9 protein-coding genes are annotated in these 12740 nt (G+C 65.2%); all 9 read left to right on the top strand.

Features of this window, described 5'->3' with window-relative positions; genetic code table 11:
* Positions 1–8: 8 nt before the first annotated feature.
* Entirely contained in the window at positions 9–1490 is a 1482-nt protein-coding gene (alg8, locus tag E8F06_RS25215; protein ID WP_280372036.1) for a mannuronan synthase, read from the top strand.
* A gap of 29 nt (positions 1491–1519) precedes the next feature.
* Complete coding sequence (locus tag E8F06_RS25210) at positions 1520–2680, top strand: alginate biosynthesis protein Alg44 (protein ID WP_280372035.1); 1161 nt, start codon at positions 1520–1522, stop codon at positions 2678–2680.
* Positions 2681–2693: 13 nt separating this feature from the next.
* Positions 2694–4055, top strand: a complete 1362-nt coding sequence (gene algK / locus E8F06_RS25205) for an alginate biosynthesis TPR repeat lipoprotein AlgK (RefSeq protein ID WP_280372034.1) — start codon at positions 2694–2696, stop codon at positions 4053–4055.
* Positions 4056–4195: 140 nt separating this feature from the next.
* The gene (locus tag E8F06_RS25200; RefSeq protein WP_280372033.1) at positions 4196–5641 is read left to right on the top strand and encodes an alginate export family protein; all 1446 of its coding nucleotides are present in this window, start codon (positions 4196–4198) and stop codon (positions 5639–5641) included.
* Between the two features lie 41 nt (positions 5642–5682).
* Positions 5683–7230: a mannuronan 5-epimerase AlgG gene (gene algG / locus E8F06_RS25195; protein WP_280372032.1), complete on the top strand. Its 1548-nt coding sequence runs from the start codon at positions 5683–5685 to the stop codon at positions 7228–7230.
* Between the two features lie 11 nt (positions 7231–7241).
* The gene (locus E8F06_RS25190; RefSeq protein WP_280372031.1) at positions 7242–8663 is read left to right on the top strand and encodes an alginate O-acetyltransferase; all 1422 of its coding nucleotides are present in this window, start codon (positions 7242–7244) and stop codon (positions 8661–8663) included.
* Positions 8664–8679: 16 nt separating this feature from the next.
* The gene (locus tag E8F06_RS25185) at positions 8680–9777 is read left to right on the top strand and encodes a mannuronate-specific alginate lyase (RefSeq protein WP_280372030.1); all 1098 of its coding nucleotides are present in this window, start codon (positions 8680–8682) and stop codon (positions 9775–9777) included.
* Positions 9778–10020: 243 nt separating this feature from the next.
* A complete protein-coding gene (locus E8F06_RS25180) occupies positions 10021–11514 on the top strand; it encodes an MBOAT family protein (RefSeq protein ID WP_280372029.1) in 1494 nt (497 codons plus the stop codon).
* Positions 11515–11526: 12 nt separating this feature from the next.
* Positions 11527–12675, top strand: a complete 1149-nt coding sequence (locus tag E8F06_RS25175) for an alginate O-acetyltransferase (RefSeq protein ID WP_280372028.1) — start codon at positions 11527–11529, stop codon at positions 12673–12675.
* Positions 12676–12740 lie beyond the last annotated feature (65 nt).

Here is a 12740-nt window from a genome sequence, read left to right as displayed (position 1 = left end):
TCATCCCAATGGAAAAACTCAAAGATGGCCTGCTCGAAGCCTCGGGCTGGCTGTTCTACCTCATCGCGCTGATGCTGCTGGCACTGGCACTGCCCAAGTCCGTCTTCGATCCCGACTCCAAGCATTTCCTGCTGCTGATCGGGGCCGTCGGCATTTGGCGCTACTCCATGGGCGCCCTGCACTTCGCGCGCGGCACACTGTTCCTCTACTTCGTCTACCCCTGGTACAAGCGGCGCCTGGCCAAGCTCGGCAACGCGGCGGACCCGTCCCACGTGTTCCTGATGGTGACGAGCTTCCGCATCGAGGCCCTGACCACCGCCATGGTCTACCGCTCGGTGATCCAGGAAGCCATCGACTGCGGCTATCCAACCACCGTGGTCTGCTCCATCGTCGAGCTGTCCGATGAGCTGCTGGTGAAGAACCTCTGGACCAAGCTGGCACCGCCTGCGCGGGTCAAGCTGGACTTCGTGCGCATTCCCGGCACCGGCAAGCGCGATGGCCTGGCCTACGGTTTCCGCGCCATCTCCCGGCAGCTGCCAGACGCAAACGCGGTGGTGGCGGTGATCGACGGCGACACCGTGCTGGCCGAAGGCGTGGTGAAGAAGACCGTGCCCTGGTTCAAGCTCTTCCCGAATGTCGGCGGCCTGACCACCAACGAGTTCTGCGAGGTACGCGGCAGCTACATCATGAGCGAGTGGCACAAGCTGCGTTTCGCTCAGCGCCACCTCAACATGTGCTCCATGGCGCTCTCCAAGCGCGTGCTGACCATGACCGGGCGGATGTCGGTGTTCCGCGCCAGCGTGGTGACCGATCCGGACTTCATCGCCGACGTGGAAAGCGATCACCTGGACCACTGGCGCCTGGGTCGTTTCCAGTTCCTCACCGGTGACGACAAGTCCAGCTGGTACAGCCTGATGCGCCTGGGCTACGACACCTTCTACGTGCCGGATGCGGCGATCAACACGGTCGAGCACCCGCCGGAGAAGAGCTTCATCAAGGCCAGCCGCAAGCTGATGTTCCGCTGGTACGGCAACAACCTGCGGCAGAACTCCCGCGCCCTGGCGCTGGGCCCGCGCCGCCTCGGCTGGTTCACCACCGTGGTGCTCGCCGACCAGCGCGCATCGATGTGGACCTGCCTGCTGGGCCTGGCCGTGGCCATCATTGCCAGCCTGAAGTACAGCATCGCCTACCTGCTGGTGTACCTGCTGTGGATCGGTCTTACCCGCTTCGTCCTGACCCTGCTGCTCAGCATTACCGGGCACCGGATCGGGCCGGCCTACCCGCTGATCCTCTATTACAACCAGATCGTCGGGGCCCTGGTGAAGATCTACGTCTTCTTCCGTCTCGACCAGCAGTCCTGGACCCGCCAGAACACCAAGCTCAACCGTGACCTCGCCAGCTTCTCGCGCTGGTTCAACACCTGGTCCTCACGCGCCATGACCTTCTCCGCGACAAGCGTATTCATCGCCACGCTGCTGGCGATCGTGTGAGCACAAGGAACCTGACAGGAATCGAAGCCATGAATACAGCCGTCAATCTCAATGTGGTGCATGAATCCGAAGCCCAGCGCCAGCACGCGCGGGTGAAGATCCCCGGCAAAGTCCGCTACATCGCTCGCGGCGAACGCTTCGAAGCGTCGCTGCTGGACGTCTCCGCCGGCGGCTTCGCCTTCACCGGCGGGCGCTCCGGCGCCAACATCGGAGACCACCACAAGGGTCGCCTGATGTTCCAGATCGACGGCCTCAGCCTCGGCCTGGACGTCGAGTTCCAGGTGCGTGCCGTGGATGCGCGCAACGAGCGCGTCGGCTGCGTCTTCCACAGCCTGCAACCGCGCGATATCGCTACCCTGCGCTACCTGATCAGCTCCCACCTTTCCGGCGAGCTGGTCAGCGCCGGCGACCTGCTCAACACCCTGCAGCGCGAGAACTTCACCAAGCCGCGCAAGGGCGGCGCGGGCGGCGGCATGGGCCCGCTGGCGCGTCTGAAGGCGGTCGGCCTCAGCGCCGGCATCTTCGTCGTCGGCGTCACTGCCTTCGGCTACATCCTCAATTCGCTGTACGGCCTGTACTTCGTCACCCACGCCGACTCGGCCATGGTGGCGGTGCCCTCCATGCAGGTCACCATGCCGCGCGAAGGCACCGTGCAGAGCCTGGTGAGCGCCGATGCCACCGTAGAGAAAGGTGCGCCCATCGCGTCCTTCAGCGCCACCATGCTGGAGATGCTCAAGGGCCACCTGACCGACGACCAGCTCACCCCGAAGAACGTCGAAGAGCTCTTCGGCAAGCAGATGAAGGGCACCCTCACCAGCCCGTGCAACTGCAAGATCGTCCGCCAGCTCGTGGCCGACGGCCAGTTCGCCAGCAAGGGCGATGTGATCTTCGAACTGGTCCCCCAGGACACCCAGGCCACCGTCCAGGCGCGCTTCCCGTTCCGCAATATCTCCCAGGCCAAGCCTGGTGCCCGCGTCACCTTCCAGGTGGCCGGCGAGGACCAGGTACGCCACGGCAAGATCCTCAGCAGCAACCTGCACGACGGCAGCATGTCCGCCGACATCCGCACCACCATCCAGCCCGACGAGCCGCTGCCCAGCACCCTCGCCGGCCAGCCGGTGGAAGTCAGCGTCGATCGCGGCCCGTCCCTCGACTGGCTGATCGATCGCGCCCTGGCGACAGGTTTCTGAGGAGGGCGCCGCCATGGCCCATCACGCTACCCCCGTCCTGCTGCTGGCCGCGGCCGTCGCCCTGGCCGGCTGCGCTGGCCTGCCCGACGAGCGCCTCGCCCGCGAAGCCCTGAAGCGCGGTGACAACGCCACCGCCGAGCAGAACTTCCGCCAGCTGGCCGATCTCGGCTATGCCGACGCCGCAGTCGGCCTGGCCGACCTGCAGGTGGCCAGCGGCGACCCCGAGCAGCTCGCCAAGGCCGAGCAGACCTATCGCCAGGCCATGGACCAGTCGCCCCGCGCCAAGGCACGCCTGGGCAAGCTGCTGGCGCGCAAGACCGAGTTGAATCCGGCCGAGCGCCGCGAAACCGCGCAGCTGCTGGAAGAGTCCTTCGCCGCCGGAGAGGAAAGCAGCCTGCTGCCACTGGTGATGCTCTACCTGCAATACCCTCAGGACTTCCCCGAGGTGAACGTGCCGGCGCGCATCGCCAAGTGGCGTGCCGAAGGCCACACCCAGGCCGAGCTGGCGCAGATCCTCTTCTATCGCACCCAGGGCACCTACGATCAGCACCTGGGCGAGATCGAACAGATCTGCACCCGCAACCTGGCCCTGGCCGATGTCTGCTACGTCGAGCTGGCCACCGTCTACCAGAAGCAGGGCAACGCCGATGCCCAGCAGAAGCTGCTGGACCAGCTGATGGCCGGCTACCGCGCCGGGCGCATTCCCGCCCAGCGCGTGGACTCGGTAGCCAACGTGCTGGCCGACGCCGACCTGGGCAAGCCGGACGACGGCAAGGCCAAAGAACTCCTGGAAGCCGTCGCGCCCACCTACCCCGCCGCCTGGGTCAGCCTGGCCAAGTTGCTCTACGACTACCCGGGCCAAGGCGATACCGAACAGCTGCTGGGTTACCTGGAGAAAGGCCGCGCCGCGTCCCTCCCCCAGGCCGAGCTGCTGCTGGGACGCCTCTACTACGAAGGCAAGCTGGTGCCGCTGGACCCGAAGAAGGCCGAGGAACACCTGCTGAAGGCCGCGCCGACCGAACCCCGCGCCAACTACCTGCTGGGTCAGATCTACCTGCGCGGCTACCTGGGTGAAATCGATCCGCAGAAAGCCCTCGAGCGGCTGCTGAGCGCCGCCCGCAACGGCCAGATCAACGCCGACTTCACCCTCGGCCAGATGTATGTCCAGGGCAAGGGTGTCCAGCGCAACCTGGTCAATGCCTACGTCTTCAGCCAACTGGCCCTGCCCAAGAACACCCCGCAGGCCCAGGAACTGGCACAGCAGGTGGCGCAGCAATTGCCACCGGCCGACCGCGCTCGTGCCGAGCAACTGCTGCGTGAAGAGCGCGCAGCTCGTGGCGCTGCAGCTCCAGACACCCAGATGAGCAGCCTATGAATCCCCCTCCGCAGCTCCCCCGCAGGTTGGCGCAGAGCGCAGCGAAGCCCAACAGCGGAGTACGGCAGACGTTGGGCTTCGCACAGCTCAGCCACAACCTACGAAAGGCACGGCTGCGGAACGAGAGAGATGAGAAACCCATGAACAAGAACCCCTGGATCAAGGCAGGCCTCAGCCTGTCCCTGCTAGCCGCAAGCATCGCCCACGCTGCCGAGCCCGACGGCAAGAACTTCGGGCTGGACGTGAAGATCACGGCCCAATCGGAAGACGACCGCGACCTCGGCACCCGTGATGGCGGCGACGTGAATGGTATCGGTCTCGACCTGCGCCCCTGGGTCTATGGCGAGCGCGGCGAATGGAGCGCCTTCGCCATGGGCCAGGCGGTCACCGCTACCGACATCGTCGAGACCGACACCCTGGAATCGAGCGACATCGAAGCCGACGCCGGCCAGCGCAACAACGGCCGCGAGCCGGACAAGAGCTACCTGGCCATGCGCGAGTTCTGGGTCGACTACGGCGGCCTCACCGCCTACCCCGGCGAGCACCTGCGCTTCGGCCGCCAGCGCGTCCGCAGCGAGGAAGGCACCTGGTGGGACACCAACATCGAAGCCCTGCGCTGGAGCTTCGACACCACCCTGTTGCGCGCCCACGCCGGCGTCGCCGAGCGCTTCAGCGACTACCGCACCGACATCGACGAACTGGCCCCGGAAGACGAAGACCGCCAGCACTTCTTCGGCGACATCTCCACCCAATGGCGCCCCGGCCACTGGGTCGGCGCCAAGCTTCACCACAGCCGCGACAACGGCGACTTGCCCAACGTCGGCGAGGAAGTGGATGAACTGGACAAGCGCACCACCGGCGACCTGACCTGGCTGGGCCTGGAAGCCGATGGCGGCTTCTTCGACCGCCGCTCCACCCTGCCGCTGAACTACTGGGCCCAGGCCACCTGGCTGACCGGCGACGTGGACGAGCTGCAGCAGACGCCGGTGGGCAACCAGAACGTTGCCAGCGGCAAGCGCAATGTCGACGTGGATGCCTGGGCGGTAGACCTCGGCCTGCGCTGGAACATCGACGATCAGTGGAAGGTCGGCGGCGCCTACGCCCGTGGCAGCGGCGGTGGCGATAACGACAGCTCCGAGCAGTTCCGCCAGACCGGCCTTGAGAGCAACCGCTCCAACTTCACCGGCACCGAAGCCCGCATGCACCGCTTCGGTGAAGCCTTCCGCGGCGAGCTGAGCAACCTGCAAGTGGCCACCGCCTTCACGTCCTGGCAGATGGGCGAGGACTACGACGCGAGCGTCGTCTACCACCGTTTCTGGCGCGTGGACGACAACCAGGACGTCGGCCAGAGCGGAATCATCGCGCCGCTGGAAGACGGCGAGAAAGACATCGGCCAGGAAATGGACCTGGTGGTCACCCGCTACTTCAAGCAGGGCCTGCTGCCGGCTTCCATGGCCGAGCACATGGACGAGCGTTCGGCCCTGGTGCGCTTCCGTGGCGGCGTGTTCAAGCCCGGCGATGCCTATGCCAGCGGCACCGATTCGGTGATGCACCGCGCCTTCGTCGACTTCATCTGGCGCTTCTGATGGGCATTGGGCGCAAGGGAGGAACAGCCATGAAACGTGGCATGGGAACCACACTGCTGGCGGGGGGCGTCATTCTTGGCGCCCTGCAGTTCGCCTCGCCCTGGGTCCAGGGCGAGGAGCTGACCCAGCAACTCAAGCCGATCAAGAACTACAAGGTGCTCACCGCGCCCGTCGAGCAGTTGCACCTGGACACGCCCAAGCTGCCGGACATGACCGGCTACACGGCCGAGGCCGTGGAAGCGAAGATCGACCGCGGCACCCGCGGCCGCGTGGTGGTCCGACGCATGCTCCAGCAGGATGCGCTGAAGGACTTCATCGGCGGTAACGAGCGCCTGCGCGAATGGGTCCGGCGCCAGCAGGGCATGCCTCAGGCGATCTTCGTCGAGGGCGGCTACGTGACGCCGGAAGACCTGGCCAAGGCCCTGCCCGACAGCCAGTTCAGCGAGACCGAGCCGGGCGTGTACCTCGCCCGCCTGCCGCTGGTGGTGGCCCAGGGCGCGAGCCTGCAGATCGGCAAGGAGACCAAGGACTTCCGCCTCTCCCAGGAGCGCGGCGCCTTCCTGGTCAACGACGGCAAGCTGTTCGTCACCGGTACCCAGCTCACCGCCTGGAACGAAAAGAACAAGTCGCCGGCCTGGTTCCACAAGCCCGAGGAGTTCCGCCCGTTCCTGGTGTCCTGGGGCGGCAGCGAGCTGTACATCGTCGGCAGCAAGGTCACGAGCCTGGGCTACGACAACTCCAAGTCCTATGGCGTCTCCATCACCCAGTACACCCCGGGCCAGGCCAAGCGCCTGAAGCGCACCGCGCCCACCGGCTGGCTGCTGGATTCCGAGTTCGTCGACCACTGGTACGGCTTCTACTGCTTCGAAGCCGAAAACGTGGTCATCAAGGGCAATACCTACCGCGACAACATCGTCTACGGCATCGACCCCCACGACCGCTCGAAGGGCCTGCTCATCGCCCACAACACCGTCTTCGGGACCAAGAAGAAGCACGGGATCATCATCTCCCGTGAGGTGGACGACAGCTGGATCGTTCACAACAAGTCCTACGACAACAAGCTCTCGGGCATCGTCATCGACCGTAACTCGGTGAACAATCTCGTGGCCTGGAACGAGGTGTACCAGAACCATTCCGACGGCATCACCCTCTACGAGAGCTCGAACAACCTGCTGTGGGGCAACAAAATCCTCAGCAACCAGCGCCACGGCATCCGCGTGCGCAACAGCGTGAACATCCGCCTGTACGAGAACCTCTCGGCGGCCAACGGCCTGACCGGCGTGTATGGCCACATCAAGGACCTCTCCAACACCGACCGGAACGTCAAGCTCGACCCCTTCGACACCAAGGTCTCGCTGATCGTGGTGGGCGGCAAGCTCGCCGGCAACGGTTCCAGTCCCCTTTCCATCGACTCGCCGCTGTCGGTCGAGCTGTACCGCGTCGAGTTGCTCGCCCCGAGCAAATCCACCGGCATCAGCTTCGCCGGCGTACTCGGCGAAAAGCAGGACGAAATCCTCGACCTGATGGTGCGCCGCAAGAAGGCGGTGCTGATCGATCCCGTCGAAAGCCAGGCCGAGCTCCAGGACTGAGGTATCCGCCCATGACCAGACTATCCCGCAAGTGGTTCACCCCCTCCGCCCTGGCCGCCGCCCTGCTGGCCGCTGCCCAGGGCGCGCACGCGGCGCCCGAGTACAGCGTGCAGGCGACCGGCCCGCTCTGTGCCGCAGCGCAGAATCCGGCCAACTACAACACCAAGTACCTGAGCTTCTTCACCGCCCTGGTGCAAGGACAGGGCGACTGGCTGTTCCGAAGCGAGAACGACCTGCGTACCGACTTCGGTACCTCGCAGTTCGGCTGGAGCCAGCTGAAGCGCCTGCGCGATGCGCTCAAGACCAAGGGCGTCGAGCTGATGGTGGTCTACCAACCCACCCGTGGTCTGATCGATCGCGAAAAGCTGACCCCGGAAGAGAAGGCTCACTTCAACTACGAGCTGGCGAAGAAGAACTACCTCGCCGCCGTGGACCACTTCCGCAAGGCCGGCATCTGGGTGACCGACCTCTCGCCGCTGTTCGACGAGAAGGGCGTGGACACCGACTACTACTTCAAGGCCGACCACCACTGGACGCCTGCCGGTGCAGACCGCACCGCCAAGCTGGTGGCCGAGACCCTGAAGCAGATCCCCAGCTTCGGCGACATCCCGAAGAAGGAATACGAGAGCAAGGTGGTGGGCCTGCTGCCCAAGGCCGGCACCCTGCACAAGACCGCGGCGCAGTTCTGCGGCACCGGCTACGCGACCCAGTATGTCGACCGCTACGAGACCGAAGCCTCGGGCGACGGCGGCAGTGGCGACAGCCTGTTCGGCGACGAGTCCAACCCGCAGGTGGTCCTGGTGGGCACCAGTAACAGCGGCCCGGCCTACAACTTCGCCGGCTTCCTGCAGCAACACAGCGGCGCCGAGGTGCTCAACATGGCGGTCAGCGGCGGTGGCTTCGAGAGCGCCCTGATGCAGTACATGAGCAGCAAGGAATTCCACGAGAACACGCCGAAGGTGCTGATCTGGGAATTCGCCACCCACTACGACATGGCCCAGGCGAGCTTCTATCGCCAAGCGGTGCCGATGGTGAACAACGGCTGCGAAGGCCGCACCAAGGTCCTGAAGAACAAGATCAAGCTCAAGCCCGGCGCCAACGAAGTGCTGGTCAACAGCAACGGCCTCCCCTTGCGCGGCCGTGACTACCAGGTGGACCTGCGCCTCAGCGATCCGTCCATCCACGAGTTGAAGACCACCGTCTGGTACCTCAACGGCCGTCGCGAAAACTTCAAGCTGGAACAGAGCGACCGCATCGACACCGGCGGGCGCTACGCCTTCGAGCTGCGCAATGAAGCCGACTGGGCCGACCTGAACATGCTCGCCCTGGAAGTCCACAGCCCCGAACCCATGCCCCAGGAACTCAGCGTCGACGTCAGCGTCTGCGCGCGTCCCGGCAATGGCGGCGGCAACCTCACGGCCAACGCCGAGTGAGGAAGAGGAGGTTCCCATGAACACCAGACACTGGCTGATCGCTCCCCTGCTCGCGGGCATGCTGCTCGCAGGGCAAGCCCATGCCGCCGACCTGGTGCCGCCCAAAGGCTATTTCGCGCCCGTCGCGGGCAACGCCAAGTCCGGCGGCACCTGCAAGGCGCCACCGGCGCCCTACACCGCCAAACTGGAGTTCCGCAGCAAGTACGAAGGCTCCGACAAGGCCCGCTCCACGCTCAATCCGGAAGCGGAAAAAGCCTTCCGCGAGAAGACTGCCGCCATCACCGAGATGGAGCGCGGTGTCAGCAAGATGGTCACGGACTACATGCGCAAGGGCCAGCGCACCCAGCTCGAATGCACCCTGCAATGGCTGGATAGCTGGGCCCAGGCCAACGCCCTGCTGAGCACCGAGTACAACCACACCGGCAAGTCCATGCGCAAATGGGCGCTGGGCAGCATGGCGTCGGCCTACCTGCGCCTGAAGTTCTCCGAATCGCAGCCGCTGGCGCCGTACTCCGCGCAGACCCGGGTGATCGAATCCTGGTTCTCACGCCTGGCCGACCAGGTGGTGCACGACTGGAGCGACCTGCCGCTGAAACAGATCAACAACCACTCCTACTGGGCCGCCTGGTCGGTGATGGCCACCGCCGTTGCGACCAACCGCCAGGACCTCTTCGACTGGTCGGTGGCGCAGTTCCGCGTGGCCGCCGGCCAGGTGGACGAGGACGGTTTCCTGCCCAACGAACTCAAGCGCCGCCAGCGCGCCCTGGCCTACCACAACTACAGCCTGCCGCCGCTGGCGATGATCGCCAGCTTCGCCCAGGCCAACGGTGTGGACCTGCGCGAGGAGAACGACGGCGCACTGCGCCGCCTCGGCAAGAAGGTGCTGGCCGGCGTGGATGACCAGGACGACTTCAGTGACAAGACCGGCAAGGACCAGGACATGAGCGAGCTGAAGAAACACAGCAAGTTCTCCTGGCTGGAGCCCTGGTGCTCGCTCTACCAGTGCTCGTCGGAAACCCTCGAACTCAAGGACGAGATGGGCCCCTACAAGACCTTCCGCCTCGGCGGGGACGTGACCCAGGTCTTCCACCCGAAGAAGGAGGGGGGAAGTTGATCCCCGCTCGGACAGCCCCCTCTTTCGCAAGCGGGAGAGGACGCTGAAGCAGCCGGCGCATGTGTTCGGCATGGCACAGATAGCCCCCTCTCCCAAAGGGAGAGGGCTGGGGTGAGGGGAATTGGGCTCTGCACGGAGTTCGGCCCCCTCTCCCCCGGCCCCTCTTCCAAAGGGAGAGGGGAGAAAAAACGCCCCCGCCACCGCAGGCGGGCCTGATATCAAACGTTCAACGGAGAGACTCGGATGGTCTTTTCTTCCAACGTGTTCCTGTTCCTGTTCTTGCCGACATTCCTCGGCTTGTACTACCTGGTCGGGACACGCTACAGAAACCTGCTGTTGCTGGTCGCCAGCTACATCTTCTACGCCTGGTGGCGCATCGACTTCCTGGCGCTGTTCGCCGCCGTGACGGTCTTCAACTACTGGATCGGCCTGCGCATCGGTGCGGCCGGCGTGCGCACGAAAACGGCGCAGAAATGGCTGCTCTTCGGCGTGGTCGTGGACCTCTGCGTCCTCGGCTACTTCAAGTACGCCAACTTCGGCGTCGACAGCCTCAACGCCATCATCACCTCGTTCGGCATGGAACCCTTCGTGCTCACGCACATCCTGCTACCGATCGGGATCTCCTTCTACGTCTTCGAGTCCATCAGCTACATCATCGACGTCTACCGCGGCGACACCCCGGCGACGCACAACCTGATCGACTTCGCGGCCTTCGTGGCGATCTTCCCGCACCTGATCGCCGGCCCGGTGCTGCGCTTCAAGGATCTGGTGGACCAGTTCAACCATCGCACCCACACGGTGGACAAGTTCGCCGAGGGCTGCACGCGCTTCATGCAGGGCTTCATCAAGAAGGTCTTCATCGCCGACAGCATCGCGCCGATCGCCGACCACTGCTTCGCCCTCTCCGACCCGACAACGGGGGATGCCTGGCTCGGCGCGCTGGCCTATACCGCGCAGCTGTACTTCGACTTCTCCGGCTACAGCGACATGGCCATCGGCCTCGGCCTGATGATGGGCTTCCGCTTCATGGAGAACTTCAACCAGCCGTACATCAGCCAGTCCATCACCGAGTTCTGGCGGCGCTGGCACATCAGCCTGTCCACCTGGCTGCGGGACTACCTGTACATCAGCCTGGGCGGCAACCGTGGCGGCACGTTCCAGACCTACCGCAACCTGTTCCTCACCATGCTGCTGGGCGGTCTGTGGCACGGCGCCAACTTCACCTACATCATCTGGGGCGCCTGGCACGGCACCTGGCTGGCCATCGAACGCGCACTGGGCGTGAACGCCGCGCCGCGCGCGCTCAACCCGCTGAAGTGGGCCCTCACCTTCCTGCTGGTGGTGATCGGCTGGGTGATCTTCCGCGCCGAGAACCTGGATGTGGCCTGGCGCATGTACGCCGCCATGTTCAGCTTCGGTGACTGGAGCCTCTCCGAACTCAATCGCGCCCAGCTCACCAGCCTGCAGATCGCCACCCTGGTGCTGGCCTACGTGGTGCTGGCCATCTTCGGCATCCGCCAGTTCTACGCCCAGCCGCTGGCCGGCGCGCCCAAGGCGAAGGCCCGCGATGAGGACGACGGCATCGCCATCAATGCAGACGGCAGCGCCACCCTCACCGTCAGCCGCGTGAAGCTCGGCGCCCTCGCCTTCCACGCCGCCGTGCTCCTGCTGTTCGCCGCCTCGGTGCTGAAGCTCTCGGCGCAGAGCTTCTCGCCCTTCCTGTACTTCCAGTTCTGAGTGGAGCCGACCATGAACAGAACCCTGAACCTGCTCTACATCCTGCTCTTCTCCGCCCTGTTGCTGGCCCTCAGCCTGTGGTCCCTGCGCGGGGTACTGGGCTTCTCCGTGTCCAGTGAAACCAGCGTGCTGGACGGCAAGCTGGCCCAGGCCTTCGAGAAGCGCTACGACGACCAGTTCCCGATCAAGCAACTGGGTACCAACCTCTGGGCGCTGCTGGACTACAAACTGTTCGGCGAAGGCCGCCAGGGCGTGGTCATCGGCCAGGACGGCTGGCTCTACTCGGACGAGGAGTTCGACCCGGTAGCCGAGGGCAATCGCCATGTGCGTGACAACCTGGCACTGATCGGGGGCGTGCGCGACGAACTGGCGCGGCACAACGTGGAACTGGTGCTGGCCATCATCCCGTCCAAGTCCCGCCTCTACCCCGAGTACGTGGGCGAAACCACTCCCACCGCCCTGCGCCAGGACCTCTATGAGCGCTTCCGTGGCGTGGCGCGCAAGGCCGGAATCCTCGCCCCTGACCTGCTCGCCACCCTGGAACAGGCCAAGGACAACGGCCAGGTCTTCCTGCGGACCGATACCCACTGGACTCCGCTGGGCGCCGAAGCCGTGGCCGGCAGCCTGGGCAAGGCCGTGGGCGAGGCCATGAGCCTGCGTGGCACGCCGCAGCAGTACGTGACTGAAATCCAGGGCGAGGATGCCTACAAGGGCGACCTGACCCGCTTCCTGCCCCTGGACCCGCTGTTCGAGAACCTGATGCCGGCTCCGGACCAGCTGCAGAAACGCTCCACCCGCAGCGAGAACGAAGGGTCCGCCGGTGACGACGCCCTGTTCGCCGAAAGCGATGTACCGGTGGTGCTGGTGGGCACCAGCTACAGCGCCAACGACAAGTGGAACTTCGCCGGTGCCCTGCGCCAGGCCCTGCAGCGTGACCTGGTCAACCACGCCGAGGACGGCCACGGGCCGATCCTGCCGATGCTCAAGTACCTCAAGAGCGACGAACTGAAGGACGCCCCGCCGCAGCTGGTGATCTGGGAATTCCCGGAACGCTACCTGCCGATGCTGAGCGACCTGTCCGATTTCGACCCCGAATGGATCGCCGGCCTGCGCAAGGGCGCCGGCACCGATGAACGCCTGGCTTCGCGCTCGGGTAACTGAATCTCCCCTCACGAGGGGAAAACAGGGCCGAAACCGGCCCGATCAAGAGAGCAGATGGAGGAACA

The organism is Pseudomonas sp. BN411 (genome assembly GCF_029871235.1).
Taxonomy (GTDB): domain Bacteria; phylum Pseudomonadota; class Gammaproteobacteria; order Pseudomonadales; family Pseudomonadaceae; genus Metapseudomonas.
This window is presented reverse-complemented; position numbering and strand designations above follow the sequence as displayed.

What these genes read in the sequence shown, in the direction of transcription:
- E8F06_RS25185 (WP_280372030.1), top strand. Translation starts at nt 8,680, where the DNA reads ATGAACACCAGACACTGGCTGATCGCTCCCCTGCTCGCGGGCATGCTG.
- E8F06_RS25190 (WP_280372031.1), top strand. Translation starts at nt 7,242, where the DNA reads ATGACCAGACTATCCCGCAAGTGGTTCACCCCCTCCGCCCTGGCCGCC.
- algK (WP_280372034.1), top strand. Translation starts at nt 2,694, where the DNA reads ATGGCCCATCACGCTACCCCCGTCCTGCTGCTGGCCGCGGCCGTCGCC.
- E8F06_RS25180 (WP_280372029.1), top strand. Translation starts at nt 10,021, where the DNA reads ATGGTCTTTTCTTCCAACGTGTTCCTGTTCCTGTTCTTGCCGACATTC.
- E8F06_RS25200 (WP_280372033.1), top strand. Translation starts at nt 4,196, where the DNA reads ATGAACAAGAACCCCTGGATCAAGGCAGGCCTCAGCCTGTCCCTGCTA.
- E8F06_RS25210 (WP_280372035.1), top strand. Translation starts at nt 1,520, where the DNA reads ATGAATACAGCCGTCAATCTCAATGTGGTGCATGAATCCGAAGCCCAG.
- E8F06_RS25175 (WP_280372028.1), top strand. Translation starts at nt 11,527, where the DNA reads ATGAACAGAACCCTGAACCTGCTCTACATCCTGCTCTTCTCCGCCCTG.
- alg8 (WP_280372036.1), top strand. Translation starts at nt 9, where the DNA reads ATGGAAAAACTCAAAGATGGCCTGCTCGAAGCCTCGGGCTGGCTGTTC.
- algG (WP_280372032.1), top strand. Translation starts at nt 5,683, where the DNA reads ATGGGAACCACACTGCTGGCGGGGGGCGTCATTCTTGGCGCCCTGCAG.